Annotated in this window: 14 protein-coding genes and 1 pseudogene; 13 read left to right on the top strand and 2 right to left on the bottom strand. The window is 55.5% G+C overall.

All coding sequences use genetic code 11. The annotated features are described in order from the left end of the window. Positions 1-203: 203 nt before the first annotated feature. Positions 204-1,241 (top strand): annotated as a pseudogene (locus VCA57_RS09550) (cache domain-containing protein); the annotation flags it as partial. 90 nt (positions 1,242-1,331) lie between these two features. Then, positions 1,332-2,096 carry a methyl-accepting chemotaxis protein gene (locus VCA57_RS09545; RefSeq protein WP_411184945.1) on the top strand — a complete coding sequence of 255 codons (765 nt, stop codon included), beginning with the start codon at positions 1,332-1,334 and terminating at the stop codon, positions 2,094-2,096. A gap of 45 nt (positions 2,097-2,141) precedes the next feature. On the opposite strand, the gene VCA57_RS09540 is transcribed toward VCA57_RS09545, so the two are convergent. Further along, positions 2,142-4,838, bottom strand: a complete 2,697-nt coding sequence (locus tag VCA57_RS09540) for a [protein-PII] uridylyltransferase (RefSeq protein ID WP_411184754.1) — start codon at positions 4,836-4,838, stop codon at positions 2,142-2,144. 47 nt (positions 4,839-4,885) lie between these two features. Beyond that, positions 4,886-5,668, bottom strand: a complete 783-nt coding sequence (map, locus tag VCA57_RS09535) for a type I methionyl aminopeptidase (RefSeq protein ID WP_411184753.1) — start codon at positions 5,666-5,668, stop codon at positions 4,886-4,888. A gap of 275 nt (positions 5,669-5,943) precedes the next feature. Between map and rpsB the strand changes: the two genes are divergently transcribed. The 11 genes from rpsB to lpxD all read left to right on the top strand — a co-directional run bounded on the left by rpsB (position 5,944) and on the right by lpxD (position 17,392). Beyond that, a complete protein-coding gene (rpsB, locus tag VCA57_RS09530; RefSeq protein ID WP_411184752.1) occupies positions 5,944-6,687 on the top strand; it encodes a 30S ribosomal protein S2 in 744 nt (247 codons plus the stop codon). Between the two features lie 184 nt (positions 6,688-6,871). Continuing rightward, the gene (gene tsf / locus VCA57_RS09525) at positions 6,872-7,735 is read left to right on the top strand and encodes a translation elongation factor Ts (RefSeq protein ID WP_411184751.1); all 864 of its coding nucleotides are present in this window, start codon (positions 6,872-6,874) and stop codon (positions 7,733-7,735) included. Between the two features lie 173 nt (positions 7,736-7,908). Next, entirely contained in the window at positions 7,909-8,658 is a 750-nt protein-coding gene (pyrH, locus tag VCA57_RS09520; RefSeq protein ID WP_090248393.1) for a UMP kinase, read from the top strand. Continuing rightward, entirely contained in the window at positions 8,648-9,205 is a 558-nt protein-coding gene (gene frr, locus VCA57_RS09515) for a ribosome recycling factor (RefSeq protein WP_411184750.1), read from the top strand. Before pyrH ends, frr begins: the two co-directional genes overlap by 11 nt. A gap of 16 nt (positions 9,206-9,221) precedes the next feature. Beyond that, complete coding sequence (uppS, locus tag VCA57_RS09510) at positions 9,222-9,977, top strand: polyprenyl diphosphate synthase (RefSeq protein ID WP_411184749.1); 756 nt, start codon at positions 9,222-9,224, stop codon at positions 9,975-9,977. Beyond that, a complete protein-coding gene (locus VCA57_RS09505; RefSeq protein WP_411184747.1) occupies positions 9,977-10,792 on the top strand; it encodes a phosphatidate cytidylyltransferase in 816 nt (271 codons plus the stop codon). Before uppS ends, VCA57_RS09505 begins: the two co-directional genes overlap by 1 nt. Next, entirely contained in the window at positions 10,789-11,973 is a 1,185-nt protein-coding gene (gene ispC, locus VCA57_RS09500; RefSeq protein ID WP_411184746.1) for a 1-deoxy-D-xylulose-5-phosphate reductoisomerase, read from the top strand. Before VCA57_RS09505 ends, ispC begins: the two co-directional genes overlap by 4 nt. Positions 11,974-11,994: 21 nt before the next feature. Then, a complete protein-coding gene (gene rseP / locus VCA57_RS09495) occupies positions 11,995-13,347 on the top strand; it encodes a sigma E protease regulator RseP (RefSeq protein ID WP_411184745.1) in 1,353 nt (450 codons plus the stop codon). A gap of 88 nt (positions 13,348-13,435) precedes the next feature. Next, positions 13,436-15,784, top strand: a complete 2,349-nt coding sequence (bamA, locus tag VCA57_RS09490; protein WP_411184744.1) for an outer membrane protein assembly factor BamA — start codon at positions 13,436-13,438, stop codon at positions 15,782-15,784. A 43-nt stretch (positions 15,785-15,827) separates the two neighbouring features. Beyond that, positions 15,828-16,331: an OmpH family outer membrane protein gene (locus VCA57_RS09485; RefSeq protein ID WP_411184743.1), complete on the top strand. Its 504-nt coding sequence runs from the start codon at positions 15,828-15,830 to the stop codon at positions 16,329-16,331. Further along, on the top strand, positions 16,331-17,392 hold the full coding sequence (lpxD, locus tag VCA57_RS09480; protein WP_411184944.1) for a UDP-3-O-(3-hydroxymyristoyl)glucosamine N-acyltransferase: 1,062 nt from the start codon (positions 16,331-16,333) through the stop codon (positions 17,390-17,392). The genes VCA57_RS09485 and lpxD overlap by 1 nt, the downstream gene beginning before the upstream one ends. The last annotated feature ends 31 nt before the right edge of the window (positions 17,393-17,423 follow it).

Raw genomic sequence — 17,423 nt, 5'->3', positions numbered from 1 at the left:
GTGATCCGACGTGTCCTTTGTAGGGCGGCGAAAAAGCTGCTGACACTAGCACGTGAGGTGGCTCTAGGAAAATTCCCTTTCACCTGTCCGATGAGCATCATTTTGTGTCGCTATGCTGATGCTTGAGGCTCTAAAGGCTGGTTGCTTCAAGCCGATACGCTGATCGCAATACATATTCGACCTTTCTTTTAGCGAGACCTTCTATGCGCACTCTCAAGTTCAGCCACAAAATTATGCTGGCGGCGTCTCTGGTAGTCATCGCAGCTTTTGCATCATTCGCGCTGTATAACGATTATTTGCAGCGCACCTCAATTCGCGCCAACCTGGCTAACTATCTCAATGATGTCGGCCAGGTCTCCACCGGCAATATTCAGCACTGGCTTAATGGGCGAATGCAACTGCTGGAGAACCTTGCTGAGTCGATCCAGGACGACAGCGCAGCGCAACCACTGGCTAGAAACCTGCAGCATCGCAGCATTGCTGCGGCCTTTCTGTATGCCTACTACGGTCAGGCTGATGGCACTTATACCCAGTTTCCCATTAGTGAACTTCCTGCTGGCTACGACCCGCGTCAGCGGCCCTGGTACAAAAGTGCAGTTGGCAACAGTGGGCCGGGTTTGACTGAGCCCTATCTGGCGGCTGATCCGCGGGATGGCCTGCTTATTACCATTACGCGTCCGGTGAGTGCCGGGGGCAGTCTGCAAGGCGTAGTGGGTGGTGACCTCAAGTTGCAGACGATCGACGATATTCTCAATTCCTTTGACCTGGGTGGCATGGGCTTCGCCTTCTTGGTCGACGACAAGGGCACTGTGCTGCTGCATCCGGACAAGAGTTTGGTGCTGAAAAAACTGCCCGATCTGTTCCCCAGTGGTGCGCCGCGTCTTGAGTCCGCCTTGCAGAATGTAGCGGCTGTCGATGGCAGTGCGCGTATCGTGACCTTTTTGCCGGTACAGGGGCTGGCAGGCGTGCGCTGGTATGTAGGGCTGTCCGTTGATGAGGGCAAAGCGTTCGCTGCGCTGCGTGAGTCTCGCCTTTCGGCTCTGATGGCGGCGGTGATTGGGGTGGTGGTTATTCTGCTGCTTCTCGGTGCGCTGATTCGTATTTTGCTGCGCCCGCTACATGTCATGAGTCACGCGATGGGCGGTATCGCCGAAGGCGAGGGCGACCTGACTCAGCGTTTAACGATCGCCTCTGGTGATGAGTTTGGCGAGCTGGCAGGCGCTTTCAACCGTTTCGTTGAACGCATCCACGAGTCGTTCCGTGAAGTGGCTTCGGCGACGCGCGAAGTGCATGCGCGGGTGAGTACAGTGGTCGAGGCGTCCAATGCCTCAATGGGTAACTCCAGCGAGCAGGCCGCGCGCACTGACAGTGTGGCCGCAGCGATCAATGAGCTCGGTGCAGCCGCTCAGGAAATCGCCCGCAACGCCGCTGATGCTTCGGTGCAGGCCAGTGATGCGCGGCGTGATGCTGAAGAGGGGCAGAGTATGGTCGAGCGCACCCTGAGTTCTATGGGCGAGCTGTCGGACAAGATCCAGGCCTCCGGTAGTCATATTGAGGTGCTGAGCCAGAAGAGCAATGACATCGGGCAGATTCTCGATGTAATCAAGGGTATTTCCGAGCAGACCAACCTGCTGGCACTCAACGCCGCCATCGAAGCGGCCCGTGCTGGTGAGGCAGGGCGTGGTTTTGCGGTCGTCGCGGATGAGGTGCGCAACCTGGCGCAGCGAACCCAAAGCTCGGCGCAGGAAATCCAGCAGATGATCGAGCAGTTGCAGGCTGGTGCCCGTGATGCTGTAACGACCATGGGCGAGAGCCGCCGCTTCAGCGATGACAGCGTGCGTATTGGCGGGCAGGCGGGCGAGAACCTGCGTGGCGTAACCCGGCGCATCGGTGATATCGACGGCATGAACCAGTCCGTGGCTACCGCCACCGAGGAGCAGACGTCGGTGATCGAGAGTCTGAACATGGACATCACCGAGATCAACACGCTGAACCAGGACGGTGTGCGCAACCTGCAGTCCAGCCTCAGCGCCTGTACTGAGCTGGATCAACAGGTTGGCCGGCTCAAGCAGTTGGTGGACAGTTTCAGGATTTGAGGGTGATGCAGCAGGCCTCTTGGTGAGGCCTGCTCGTGTTGTTACTTAGATGCTGATTTGTTGCGGCGTTGGGCTGCCGGTTGCGGACAACTTGGTGATGATGGTTTGTTGCAGGCGCGTGCACAACTCAGGGTCAGACAGCGGCTGGTTGTGCGCGTCGGTGACAAAGAACACGTCTTCTACCCGCTCGCCCAGAGTGGCGATCTTGGCGTTCTGCAGTGATAGGTCGAAATCCAGGAAGATTCGTCCGAGTCGAGCAAGCAGGCCAGGTCGGTCGGGTGCCGTGACTTCAAGGATGGTCACCGGGCGATGGGCGTCGTTGTGGATGGTCACCTGCGGGGCAAAAGCAAAATGCTTGAGTTGGCGTGGTACGCGACGCTGAATAATGCTTGGGTACTCGTCCGGATTTTTCAGGGTATCGACCAGTCCCTGGCGGATTTCCTTGATGCGTGCCGGGTTGTCACCAATTGAGCCGCCTTCGGCCTCAAGCACGATGTAGGTGTCGAGGGTGAATTGGCTGGTGGAGGTGAGAATCCGCGCGTCGTGGATGTTCAGGTTGAGTTGCGCCATAGCCGCCACGGTTACCGCAAAGAAGTCATGCTGGTCTGGGGCGTAGATAAAGATCTGCGTGCCACCCTCGAACTCGCGCTGGGTGGTTTCCTTGATGAGTACCAGCGGGTCTCCGTCAGTCGGCTGCTGCAAGATGGCCTCGCAGTGCCAGGCTACGTCGATTGCGCTGTGGCGTAGGAAGTAGTCGTCGCCGAGTTGCGACCAGAGTTGCTCTGCATCGTCTGGATCAATGCCAGCGCGCACGAGGATGTCCAGGGCTGCGCTTTGCGTTAGGCGGATCTGCTCTTCGCGGTCCAGTGGGTTTTCCAGGCCACGACTCAGGGCGCGTTTGGTTTCGGTGTATAGCTGGCGTAGCAAGCTGGCGCGCCAGGAGTTCCATAGGCTGGGGTTGGTGGCGTTGATGTCGGCCACGGTCAGCACGTAGAGATAGTCCAGGCGTGTCTGATCACCTACCAGGCGGGCGAAGTCAAAAATCACCTGTGGGTCGGACAGGTCCTTGCGCTGGGCTGTGGTGGACATCACCAGGTGGTTTTGCACCAGCCAGACAATCAGTTTGGTGTCCCACTTGGGCAGTTGGTGGCGCACGCCGAATGCTTCGGCATCCACTGCGCCGAGTTCCGAGTGATCGCCGCCACGGCCTTTGCCAATGTCGTGATAGAGCCCGGCCATATAAATCAGCTCAGGCTTAGGCAGTTTGTCGATCAGTTCGCTGGCCAGGGGGAATTTCTCCGCCAGCTCAACCCACTTGAACTTGCGTAGGTGCTTGATCAGGTTAAGGGTGTGGGCGTCGACCGTATAAATATGGAATAGGTCGTGCTGCATCTGCCCGACGATATGACCGAACTCCGGCAGGTACAGGCCAAGGATGCCATAGCGGTTCATGCGCCGTAGGTTGCGGTGAATGCCTTGGGGGCTTTTGAATAACTCAACGAATAGGCTGGTGTTGCGAATGTCGCTGCGAAAGTCGTCATCGATCAGGTGGCGGTGCTCACGCAGCAAGCGAATGCTGTTGGCGCACACGCCTTTGATATCCGGCAGTTGTGCCATCAAGACGAAAATTTCCATGATGGCGAACGGCGTGCGCTTGAAGACATTGGGGTGCGCCACCTCGATATAGCCATCACGCAGCAAGAAGCGGCTATTGATTGGCGTGGCTTTGCCGATTTGGCCAGCGCGCAGAATTTGTTCCTCGAAGTGCTGGACGATCAGGTCGCTGAGTTCAGCAATTGCCATCACTACGCGGTAGTACTTTTGCATAAAGCGTTCGATGGCGTGCTTTCTGTCGCTCTCATCGAAGCCAAGCAGTTCGGCGACTTTGCTCTGGTGATCGAACAGCAGGCGGTCTTCGGCGCGGCCAGCCAGTATGTGCAGGGCGTAGCGCACCTTCCACAGGAACTCCTGGCTAGATGCGAGCAGGGCGTATTCACTTTCCAGCAAAAAGCCCTGGCCGACCATGGCGTGCAGGTTCAGTGTGCCGAAATGTCGGCGTGCCACCCAGAGAATGGTTTGAATGTCACGCAGGCCGCCTGGCGAGCCTTTGACGTTGGGTTCCAGGTTGTATTCGGTATCGTTGTACTTACTGTGGCGGGCGCGTTGCTCTTTGTGTTTGGCCAGAAAGAAGTCTTTGCTTGGCCACATGTGCTCGCTGCTCGTGACCGCTTGCATGCGCTGACGCAGCCGCTCGGGGCCAGCGATGGTACGGCTCTCCATCAGGTTGGTAATGACCGTCAGGTCGGCGCGCGCTTCTTCGGCGCACTCGTCAACGCTGCGCACGCTTTGCCCGACTTCCAGGCCGATGTCCCAGAGCAGGGTGAGAAACTGCTCGATGGGTTCGCGAAAGATTTCGTGGTCAGCGTTGTCGAGCAGGATTAGCAGGTCGATGTCTGAAAAAGGATGCAGCTCGCCACGGCCGTAGCCACCAACCGCCAGCAGGGCGATGTCGGCATCTTTGTTCCATGGCAGACGATCCCAAGCTTCGCGCAAGATTTGATCGACAAACCAAGCGCGGTCTTCAATTAGCCGGCGTATGTCACGGCCGCTCCGGAAGCGCTCATTGAGCGCTTCGTGGGCGTGTCGGATAGCCTTTTTGAAGGCGGCAATAGGGCTGGCCTTGAGGGCCAGTTCCGCCTGGAACTGGCCGCGGTCGAACAGCTCCGGGTCTACCTGCGGCATGACAACTTTCCTTTAATAGAACAAGCGCGGCGAGAGCCCTTGGCTGGTCAGGCTGAGGTGCGGGCGATGGTGTCGTCGCTGCGTAGGGTGAAAATCTCGTAGCCGTTGGCAGTGACCAGGATGGTGTGTTCCCACTGGGCCGAGAGTTTGCGGTCCTTGGTAATTGCGGTCCAGCCGTCACCCAGGGTGCGGGTTTCCGGACGGCCCTGGTTGATCATCGGCTCGATGGTGAAGGTCATGCCTTCTTTTAATTCCATGCCGGTGCCGGCGCGACCGTAGTGCAATACCTGAGGCTCTTCATGGAATACGGCGCCGATGCCGTGGCCGCAGTATTCGCGAACCACTGAGAAACCATTCTTCTCAGCATGTTTTTGGATCACTTCGCCGATGTCGCCTAGGCGTGTGCCCGGCTTTACCAGCTCAATACCTTTATACATACATTCCTGGGTGATCTTGGCCAGGCGTTCGGCCCACTCTGGCACTTTGCCAACCATGAACATCTTGCTGGTGTCGCCGTGGTAGCCGTCTTTGATCACGGTGATGTCGATGTTGATCACATCGCCTTCTTTCAGCGGCTTGTCATTCGGGATGCCGTGACAGACAACATGGTTCACCGAGGTGCAGATCGACTTAGGGAAGCCTTTGTAGTTGAGCGGTGCAGGGATGGCTTGCTGCACGTTGACTATATAGTCGTGGCAGATACGGTCGAGCTCTTCGGTAGTGACGCCGGGCTTGATGTGTTCGCCGATCATTTCCAGCACTTCGGCAGCCAGGCGACCGGCTACGCGCATTTTCTCGATTTCGTCGGGCGTTTTGATGGTAACGGTCATATGCGGTTCTCGGGCGCGAACAGGAAAGGCCGGTATCTTAACAGCTACCGGCTGCTAGCCATAAGGCGCACGTGAGGGAGTGCTGCTGTTTGCTGATGATGCATGTAGCTTGGGGTTATCTTTTATGGTATAAAACGCGCCGCTTTACGGGCTGCGTGCCCGGAAGCTTAAACCCACACACGTATCGACACGGTTTCCTGGGTGCTTTGCGACAAGCTCGCAGGGTTGGAGATCGGGATACGTGGAGGCCTAACCCGACTTATCAAGGAACTATCATGTCCCAAGTCAATATGCGCGATATGCTGAAGGCCGGTGTGCACTTCGGCCACCAGACCCGTTACTGGAACCCGAAAATGGGTAAATACATTTTCGGCGCGCGTAACAAGATTCACATCATCAACCTCGAAAAAACCCTGCCAATGTTCAACGAGGCGCTGTCCTTTGTTGAAAAGCTGGCTGCTGGCAAGAACAAGATCCTGTTCGTTGGCACCAAGCGTTCCGCTGGCAAAATCGTTGCTGATGAAGCGGCTCGTTGCGGTTCTCCGTACGTCGATCATCGCTGGTTGGGCGGCATGCTGACCAACTACAAAACCATCCGTGCTTCGATCAAGCGTCTGCGTGATCTGGAAGTTCAGGCTCAGGACGGTACTTTCACCAAACTGACCAAGAAAGAAGCGCTGATGCGTACCCGTGATCTGGAAAAACTGGATCGCAGCTTGGGCGGTATCAAGGACATGGGCGGTCTGCCAGACGCTCTGTTCGTTATCGACGTTGACCACGAGCGCATTGCTATCACCGAAGCCAACAAGCTGGGCATCCCAGTTATCGGCATCGTCGATACCAACAGCAGCCCGGAAGGCGTTGACTACATCATCCCAGGTAACGATGACGCCATCCGCGCCATCCAGCTGTACATGGGTGCAATGGCTGACTCGGTAATCCGTGGTCGCACCAACGCTAACGGCGGCACCGACGAATTCGTCGAGCAAGCCCCGGTTGCAGAAGTTGCTGAAGGCTAAGTAAAACGCGCATAGCGTTTGCTTAGTTCGCAAAAAGGGGGCTTAGCCCCCTTTTTGCCACCTTGAAAACCATTGTCGACATACAGTTGCAAATGTTTCTGGTCATAGTCGGCAGTGCGTTACGAATTGAGCGCCCGTTCTTTTGCGGGTGGAATGGTTAACAACCTATCCAGAGGATTTTGAAATGGCAGAGATTACTGCAGCGTTGGTAAAAGAACTGCGTGAGCGTACTGGCGAAGGCATGATGGATTGCAAGAAGGCCTTGACCAAGGCTGGCGGCGACATCGAAAAAGCCATTGACGACATGCGTGCTTCCGGCGCAATCAAAGCTGCCAAGAAAGCCGGCAACGTGGCGGCTGAAGGTGCGATCGCTGTTAAAGACGATGGCAAGTCTGCCGTTCTGCTTGAAGTTAACTCGCAGACTGACTTCCTGGCCCTGCAAGAGGATTTCAAGGCATTCGTTGCTGTTAGTGTTGAGCAAGCCTTTGCTGACAAACTGACTGACGCTGCTCCATTGATCGAATCGCGTGAAGCTGATCGTTTGGTTCTGGTGGGTAAAGTTGGCGAAAACGTAAATATTCGCCGCCTGGTTCGCGTTGAAGGTGACGTGGTCGGTACTTACCTGCACGGTAATAAGATCGGTGTTGCTGTTGTTCTTAAAGGCGGCTCTGTTGAGCTGGCTAAAGACATCGCTATGCACGTTGCTGCCAGCAACCCTGAGTTCCTGCTGCCTTCGGAAGTTTCCGCTGAAGCCATTGAGCGCGAAAAAGCCGTATTCATCAGTCTCAACGAAGACAAGATCAAGGGCAAACCAGCCGAAATCGTCGAGAAGATGGTTGCTGGTCGTATCAGCAAGTTCCTTGCTGAGGCTAGCTTGGTTGAGCAATCTTTCGTTAAAGATCCAGAAATCAAGGTCGGTGCTCTGGCCAAGAAAGCAGGTGCAGAAATCGTATCGTTTACCTACTTCAAAGTAGGTGACGGTATCGAGAAACCGGTTGATAACTTCGCTGAAGAAGTTGCTGCCCAGTTGGCTGCCAGCAAGCAGTAAGACGGTTAATAGCTGTCGCCCCGAAGAGGCTGCCCGCTAACGCGCGCGGCCTCTTTGTCAAATAAAGACGGGGAATTGAGTGTTCGCACCAATAGCCCAGGGCGTGGTAAAAGCGCTCGCTAGTGTGGGTGTTATGCCCATAAAGAATTCAAACGCCGCAGGAGAGACTCGCAATGGCTCAGCAGATGAGTGGTCGTCAACCGCGCTACAAGCGCATTCTGCTCAAACTTAGCGGCGAGGCCCTGATGGGGTCGGAAGATTTCGGTATCGATCCGAAAGTGCTTGATCGTATGGCCTTGGAAGTCGGCCAGTTAGTCGGTATCGGCGTGCAAGTCGGCCTGGTGATTGGTGGCGGTAACCTGTTCCGTGGTGCTGCTTTGAGTGCTGCGGGTATGGATCGCGTTACTGGTGATCACATGGGGATGTTGGCCACTGTGATGAATGCCTTGGCGATGCGCGACGCGCTGGAACGTTCGAATATTCCTGCGATCGTTATGTCGGCTATTTCCATGGTGGGCGTGACCGACCACTACGACCGTCGCAAGGCTTTGCGTCACCTGAAAACCGGTGAGGTGGTGATTTTCGCTGCTGGCACTGGTAATCCTTTTTTCACCACCGACTCAGCAGCTTGCCTGCGTGCTATCGAAATCGATGCTGACGTAGTGCTCAAAGCGACCAAGGTTGATGGCGTGTACACTGCCGACCCGTTCAAGGATCCACATGCCGAGAAATTTGATCGGCTGACCTACGATGAGGTGCTCGATCGCAAGCTTGGTGTTATGGATCTGACGGCTATCTGCCTGTGTCGCGACCATAATATGCCGCTGCGCGTTTTCAATATGAACAAGCCCGGTGCCCTGCTGAACGTTGTAGTGGGTGGCGCTGAAGGCACTCTGATTGAGGAAGATAAACATGATCAATGAGATCAAGAATGACGCCCAGGTGCGGATGCAGAAGAGCCTGGAATCCCTGCTGCATGCCTTCAGTCGTATCCGTACCGGTCAAGCGCACCCGAGCATTCTCGGTGGCGTGATGGTGCCTTACTACGGTGCGGACACGCCGCTGAATCAAGTAGCCAACGTCACTGTCAAGGATTCGCGCACTCTTCAGGTCGTAGCCTTTGAGCGCAATATGCTGGCTGCTGTCGACAAGGCGATTCAGAGCTCGGGCTTGGGTTTTAATCCGACCAACCTGGGTGAGTTGCTGCTGATTTCTATGCCTGCGCTAACTGAAGAAACCCGCAAGGGCTTTACCAAGCAAGCTCGTGACGCCGCTGAAGATGGCCGGGTTGCCGTGCGCAATATCCGTCGTGATGCGTTGAGCCAGTTGAAAGACTTGGTCAAAGAGAAGGAAATCAGCGAAGACGAAGAGCGTCGTGCGGCTGATGACGTGCAAAAGCTGACCGATAAGTTCGTCGCGGAAATCGAAGTGGCGGTGAAGCAGAAAGAAGCGGATCTGATGGCCGTTTAACGGTCAGATTATCGCCATGGACAAAACCAACGACGGTAATCGAATTGCCGTGCCACGGCATGTGGCAATCATCATGGATGGCAATAATCGCTGGGCCAAGAAACGCCTGTTGCCAGGCGTTGCTGGGCATAAAGCGGGTGTTGATGCCGTGCGTGCGGTAATTGAGGTCTGCGCGGAGGCAGGGGTTGAGGTGTTGACTCTGTTTGCCTTCTCCAGTGAAAACTGGCAGCGCCCAGCCGAGGAAGTCAGTGCGCTGATGGAGTTGTTCCTCGGCGCGCTGCGGCGTGAGGCGAAAAAACTCAATGCCAACGACATCAGTTTGCGCATTATCGGTGATCGTTCGCGCTTTCACCCTGAGCTGCAAGCCGCTATGCGTGATGCCGAATTGCAAACTGCGGGTGACAAGCGCTTTGTCCTGCAGGTGGCGGCCAATTATGGCGGTCAGTGGGATATTGCTCAGGCCGCTCAGCGCTTGGCGCGTGAAGTTCAAGGTGGCCATTTGCGCGCTGAGGACATTACCCCTGAGTTGCTGCAGAGTTGCCTGGTCACCGGCGATTTGCCCCTGCCTGATTTGTGCATACGAACCGGCGGCGAACATCGCATCAGTAACTTCCTGCTGTGGCAGTTGGCGTATACCGAGTTGTACTTCTCTGATCTCTTCTGGCCGGACTTTAAACACGACGCCATGCGTAAAGCCCTGGCCGATTTTGCTAGCCGCCAGCGTCGCTTTGGGAAAACCAGCGAGCAGGTTGTAGCTGAGGCGCGTACCTGATGCTCAAACAACGAATTATCACTGCCTTGGTGCTGCTGCCATTTGCGCTGGGTGGATTTTTTCTGTTGGAGGGCGCGTTATTCGCCTTGTTTATCGGTGCGGTAGTCAGTTTGGGTGCGTGGGAGTGGGCGCGCTTGGCAGGTTTTACTGCGCAAACTCAGCGTGTTGCTTATGCGCTGCTGGTGGCTGTACTGCTATTCGGCCTCTACCAGCTTCCGGAGTTATCCACTTGGTTGCTGTTGCTTGGTGTCGTCTGGTGGGGGGGGGCCACATTTCTCGTGCTCGGCTATCCGGCAAGCAGTCAATACTGGGCTGGCACACCGGTCAAGTTGGTGATCGGGTTGTTGATTTTGCTGCCGGCCTGGCAGGGCCTGGTGTTGTTCAAGCAGTGGCCTGAAGCGAATTGGCTGATTTTGGCGGTTATGGTGCTGGTTTGGGGGGCTGATATCGGTGCCTATTTCTCGGGGCGGCGCTTTGGTAAGCGCAAGCTGGCTCCGCAGGTCAGTCCTGGCAAGAGCTGGGAGGGCGTGTTCGGTGGTCTGTTGGCGACACTGCTGATCTGTATTGGCGTTGGTCTCTATCGCGACTGGTCGTTTGTCAGCCTTGTGCTGGCGTTGCTCGGTACCGCTTTGGTGGTGTTGATCTCTGTGGTGGGTGACCTGACTGAAAGCATGTTCAAGCGTCAGGCTGGAATCAAAGACAGCAGCAATTTGCTCCCGGGGCATGGCGGCGTGCTGGATCGTATCGACAGCCTGACCGCAGCGATTCCGCTGTTCGCCGCGCTGCTGTGGCTTGCAGGGTGGGGCGTGCAGTGAGTGATGTGCAGCAGATAACCGTGCTTGGGGCGACTGGCTCGATTGGCTTGAGCACTTTGGATGTGGTTGCTCGTCATCCTGAGCGCTATCAGGTTTTTGCTCTTACTGGTTTTAGCCGTTTGGCTGAATTAGAAGCGTTGTGTGTGCTGCATCGGCCACGTTTTGCCGTAGTGCCGGATGTTCGCGCAGCTCAGCAGCTGCAACTGTCTTTGTGCGCGCTCGGCCTTGTCACTCAGGTGCTGTATGGCGAACAAGGCTTGTGTCAGGTCGCGGCGGCCCCTGAGGTCGATGCAGTGATGGCGGCTATTGTGGGTGCGGCAGGTTTGCCGCCGACTCTGGCTGCGGTCGAGGCAGGCAAGAAAGTCCTGCTGGCTAATAAAGAGGCGCTGGTGATGACTGGCGCGCTGTTTATGCAAGCGGTCAAGCGCAGTGGCGCGGTGCTGTTGCCTATCGACAGTGAGCACAATGCGATTTTTCAGTGCTTGCCGGGTGACTATGCTCGTGGTCTACAGCAGGTTGGTGTTCGTCGAATCCTGTTGACTGCTTCTGGCGGGCCTTTTCGCGAAATGCCATTGGATCAACTGCATGCTGTAACGCCTGAGCAAGCCTGTGCCCATCCCAACTGGTCGATGGGGCGCAAGATCTCGGTGGACTCGGCGAGCATGATGAATAAGGGCCTTGAACTTATTGAGGCGTGCTGGTTGTTTGATGCTGCGCCCGCTCAGGTTGAGGTGGTGGTGCATCCGCAGAGCGTGATTCACTCGCTGGTCGACTATGTAGACGGCTCGGTACTGGCTCAGTTGGGTAATCCGGATATGCGCACGCCAATCAGTCATGCCTTAGCCTGGCCTGAGCGTATTGATTCGGGTGTGGCGCCGTTGGATCTGTTTGCGCTTGCTCGTCTGGATTTTCAAGCTCCGGATGAGCAACGATTCCCCTGCCTACGCTTGGCGCGTGAGGCTGCGCAGGCTGGCGGCACGGCACCGGCCATGCTCAATGCGGCTAATGAGGTGGCGGTGGCGGCTTTCCTTGAGCGGCGGATTCGTTTCCCGGAAATCGCGAGTATTATCGAAGACGTTTTGCATGCTGAGCCCGCTCAGGCGGTTGAGAATCTGGATACGGTACTGGCTGCTGATGGTCGGGCGCGTGGTCTGGCTGAACAATGGCTGAGTCGGCGCTGATCGCTGACGCGGAGAAGTTTGATGAGTGCGCTTTATATGCTGGTTGGCACCTTGGTGGCGCTTGGGGTGCTGGTGACTATTCATGAATATGGCCACTTTTGGGTTGCACGCCGCTGTGGCGTAAAGGTGCTGCGGTTTTCCGTGGGCTTTGGCAGCCCGCTGCTGCGTTGGCATGATCGCCATGGCACCGAATTTGTTGTCGCCGCCATTCCTTTGGGCGGCTATGTGAAGATGCTCGATGAGCGTGAAGGCGATGTCCCTGCTGAGTTGCTGGGGCAGTCTTTCAATCGAAAGTCGGTTTACCAGCGTATTGCTATCGTTGCTGCCGGGCCTGTGGCTAATTTCCTTCTGGCTTTGCTGTTCTTTTGGGTTGTGGCAATGCTCGGTAGCCAGCAGGTGCGGCCGGTTATTGGTGCGATTGAAGCGGGTAGTTTGGGTGATGTGGCGGGTTTACAGGCTGGCCAGGAAATCGTTGCTGTAAACGGCGAGCCGACCAGCGGCTGGGCGGCGGTCAATTTGCAGCTGGTTAGTCGTTTAGGTGAAAGTGGTCGCCTGGATCTGACGGTGCGCGAGCTGGGCTCTTCGGTCGATAGTCCGCGACAGATCGTGCTGGATAACTGGCTGCGTGGTGCCGATGAGCCAGATCCTATCGCCTCGCTGGGTATTCGGCCGTGGCGGCCCGTGCTGGAGCCGGTGCTGGCCCAGATTGATCCCGATGGTCCTGCGTTTGCAGCGGGTCTGCAGGAGGGCGATCGTCTGCTGGCGTTGAACGGACAGGTGCTGGGCGACTGGCAGCAGTTGGTTGATCAGGTTCGAAGTTTGCCAGGTAAGAGCATCAGTCTTTTGGTTGAACGCCAAGGTCGGCAGCTGGATGTGCCACTGACTTTGGCCGCACGGGGCGAAGCGCAAGCTCAAACTGGCTATATGGGGGCAGGCGTTGCGGGTGGCAAGTGGCCGCCGGAGATGCTGCGTGAGGTGCGCTTTGGCCCGCTAGAGGCTGTTGCAGAAGGTGCCAGGAATACCTGGACCATGAGCGTTCTGACTCTTAACTCGCTGAAGAAAATGCTGTTTGGTGAGCTCTCGGTAAAAAACTTGAGCGGGCCGATAACCATTGCTAAAGTGGCGGGCGCTTCCGCTGAGTCGGGCTTGAGTGATTTTCTGAAATTTCTCGCCTACCTAAGCATTAGCCTGGGGGTTCTTAATTTGCTGCCTATCCCCGTGCTGGATGGGGGGCATCTGCTTTTTTATCTGGTCGAGTGGGTGCGTGGTCGCCCACTGTCTGAACGGGTACAGGGTTGGGGGATGCAGATCGGCATCAGTTTGGTGGTCGGGGTGATGTTACTGGCCCTGGTGAACGACCTGAGTCGTCTGTAACCGCTGCTGAGTTACGCTCTACGTACGCACAAAAGTGCCGCTATTAGCGGCAGATTTTTTATTGTCAGTTGGAATAAGAAAGGACTTCATGAAACGTCTGCTGCTACCTGCGGTGCTTGCCGCACTGATGATCACCGAAGTTCACGCCGAGTCCTTCACCATCTCCGATATCCGGGTTACCGGTCTGCAGCGGGTTTCCGCTGGTAGCGTATTTGGTGCTTTGCCTCTGAATGTTGGGGCGAAAGCCGATGACAATTCGCTGGTCGAAGCTACTCGCGAACTATTTAAAACTGGGTTCTTTCAGGATATCCAGCTTGGGCGTGATGGCGATGTACTGGTTATTACCGTCGTTGAGCGTCCGTCGATCTCCAGCATCGAGATCGACGGTAACAAGGCCATTAGCAGCGAAGACTTGCTTAAAGGCTTGAATCAGTCGGGTCTGGCTGAGGGCGAGATCTTTCAGCGGGCAACACTGGAAGGTGTGCGTAACGAGCTGCAACGCCAGTACGTTGCTCAAGGTCGTTACTCCGCAGAAATTGAAGCCGAGGTGATCCCTCAGCCGCGTAACCGCGTTGCGCTAAAGATCAATATAAACGAAGGCTCGGTTGCTGCGATCCAGCATATCAACGTGGTAGGTAATACTGTCTTCTCTGACGAGGACCTAATTGGCCTGTTTGAGCTGAAGACCACCAACTGGCTGTCCTTCTTCAAAAATGATGACAAGTACGCCCGTGAGAAACTCTCCGGCGACTTGGAGCGCCTGCGTTCCTACTATCTGGATCGCGGCTATATCAATATGGATATCAGCTCTACCCAGGTGTCCATTACGCCAGACAAAAAGCACGTATATGTCACGGTCAACGTTGACGAAGGTGAGAAGTTCACCGTGCGTGATGTCAAGCTGAGCGGGGAGCTGAAAGTCCCTGAGGAGCAAGTACGAGCATTACTGCTGGTGCAGGAAGGTCAAGTGTTCTCGCGTAAAGTGATGACGACTACCTCCGAGTTGATCACCCGTCGCCTGGGTAATGAAGGCTATACCTTCGCTAACGTTAATGGTGTTCCGGAAGCGCATGACGATGGTACGGTCTCCATTACTTTTGTGGTCGACCCGGGCAAGCGTGCTTACGTCAATCGCATCAATTTCCGTGGTAATACCAAGTCAGAAGACGAAGTGTTGCGCCGTGAAATGCGACAGATGGAAGGCGGTTGGGCCTCGACTTACCTGATTGATCAGTCTAAGACTCGTCTTGAGCGCTTGGGCTTCTTCAAGGAAGTTAACGTCGAAACCCCGCAAGTGCCGGGTACCGATGATCAGGTTGACGTTAACTATAGCGTGGAAGAGCAGGCGTCTGGTTCGATCACAGCCAGCGTTGGCTTTGCGCAGAACGCCGGCTTGATCTTGGGTGGTTCGATTACCCAGAATAACTTCCTTGGTACGGGTAACAAGGTAAGCCTTGGCTTGACCCGCAGTGAGTACCAGAGCAACTACAACTTCGGCTTTGTTGACCCCTACTGGACTCCGGACGGCGTAAGTCTTGGCTATAACGCGTTCTTCCGTGAGACTGATTACGAAGAGTTGAATACTGATGTTTCCAGCTATGCCGTGGACAGCTACGGTGCTGGTGTCAGTATTGGTTACCCGATCAGTGATACTTCGCGTTTGACCTATGGGCTGACTGTTCAGAATGACCGCATCAATACCGGTGTTTATACCGTTGATGAGATCTTCGACTTTATCGAGGCTGAAGGTGATAACTACCTCAACCTGAAAGCTTCCATCGGCTGGTCGGAGTCGACCCTTAACCGCGGTGTCTTGGCTAACCGTGGTCATTCGCAAAGTCTGGTGTTTGAATCCACAGTGCCTGGCAGCGACCTGTCATTCTTCAAGGTGGATTACCGTGGTCAGGTCTTCAAGCCGTTGAGCGATACCTACACCATGCGTTTCCATACTCAGTTGGGTTTTGGTGAAAGCTACGGCTCAACTTCCGACCTGCCTTTCTATGAGCACTATTACGCCGGTGGCTTCAACTCGGTACGAGGTTTCAAAGACAGCAGTCTTGGGCCGCGTAGTACGCCGAGCAAGGGGACTAACCCAGGCACATCTGAGGATCCAGACCAAGATCCGCTGCCGTATGGTGGTAACGTGCTTATCCAAGGTGGCGCTGAGTTACTGTTCCCTATGCCGTTCGTCAAGGACCAGCGTTCACTGCGAACTGCACTGTTCTGGGATGTTGGTAATGTGTTTGATACCAATTGCGGTAAGACTCAAACCAGTTGCAACAATATCGACCCAGGGCAGTTAGCAAGTTCGGTAGGTGTTGGTCTGACCTGGATTACCGCATTGGGCCCTCTGAGCTTCAGCCTGGCTATGCCGATCGTCAAGCCTGACGATGCTGATACGCAGATTTTCCAGTTCTCTCTCGGTCAGACGTTCTAAGCGTCAGATTATTGAATACCAACAGTTTTGCAGGAGTTGCACCGTGCGTAAGTTGACCCAATTGGTTCTGTTAAGTGTTGCTCTGCTGTCAACATCGGCTTTTGCCGAGATGAAAGTGGCAGTTTTGAATTATCAGATGGCTTTGCTGGAGTCTGATGCAGCTAAGCGCTATGCCGTTGATGCCGAGAAGAAGTTTGGTCCGCAACTGACCAAGCTGAAAACGCTGGAAAGCGACGCTAAGAAGATCCAGGACCGCTTGGTAAAAGATGGCGAAAAAATGCAGACCGCTGAGCGTGAGCGTCTGGAGCTTGATTTCAAGCAAAAAGCGCGTGATTTCCAGTTCCAGTCCAAAGAGCTGAATGAATCTAAGGCTGTTGCTGACCGTGAAATGCTGAAGAAGCTCAAGCCAAATTTGGACAAGGCTGTAGAAGAAGTGATCAAAACTGGCAGCTTCGATCTGGTGCTGGAGCGCGGTGCGGTGATTGATGTGAAGCCTCAGTTTGACATCACTCGTCAAGTTATCGAGCGCATGAACCAGCTGCGCTGATCATGAGCGCAACGGTTTATACCCTTGGTCAGTTGGCCGAGCGTCTGGGAGCCACCCTGTGTGGCTCCGCAGAAAAGGCAGTCAGGGGTCTGGCGACCTTGCAGGAAGCCTCCGCTGATCAGTTGAGCTTTCTGGCCAACCCTCAGTACCGCAAGTTTCTCTCGGGCTGTCAGGCAGGCGCAGTTCTGTTGACTGCCGCTGATGCTGAAGGCTATGCCGGTAATGCACTGGTTGTTGTTAATCCTTACCTGGCGTATGCCGAGCTCTCCCATCTGTTTGATCGCAAACCACGGGCTTTGCCTGGTGTGCATGCCACTGCTGTGGTTGCATCTGATGCGCAAATTGATCCGAGCGCGAGTATTGGTGCTTATGCGGTGATTGAGTCGGGCGTACAGATTGCCGCTGGCGTAACTGTCGGTGCGCAATCAGTAGTCGGTGCGCGCTCTGTCATTGGTGAGGGTGGTTGGTTGGCCCCGCGAGTGACGTTGTATCACGATGTGCATATCGGCAAGCGCGTGGTTATTCAGTCTGGTGCGGTGATCGGTGGCGAAGGCTTCGGCTTTGCCAACGAGAAGGGCGTTTGGCAGAAGATTGCGCAGATCGGCGGTGTAACCATTGGTGATGATGTCGAGATTGGTGCTAATACCACTGTGGACCGTGGGGCACTCTCAGATACGCTGATTGGTAATGGCGTCAAGCTGGATAACCAGATCATGATCGCGCACAACGTACAGATCGGTGATAACACCGCTATGGCAGGTTGCGCGGGTATTTCCGGCAGTACCAAGATTGGTAAAAACTGCATGATTGCTGGTGGTGTCGGTATGGTTGGGCATATCGAGGTGTGCGACAACGTGTTCGTCACTGGCATGACCATGGTCACCCGGTCGATCACAGAACCCGGTTCCTATTCGTCGGGTACCGCCATGCAGCCGGCTGCTGAATGGCGCAAGAGTGCAGCGCGGATTCGTCAGTTGGACGATATGGCGCGACGCCTGCAACAGTTGGAAAAACAGTTAGCCGCCGTGACCTCGGCGGCCGACACTTCATCTGATGCCTGAGCCGGTGTTTGCCGGTTTCTCTTTTTTCTCT

The sequence above is a fragment of the Pseudomonas sp. genome, from assembly GCF_046581935.1.
Classification (GTDB): Bacteria; Pseudomonadota; Gammaproteobacteria; order Pseudomonadales; family Pseudomonadaceae; genus Aquipseudomonas.
Note: the sequence above shows the minus strand (reverse complement) of the source record. Positions and strands in the feature narration are given on the sequence as shown.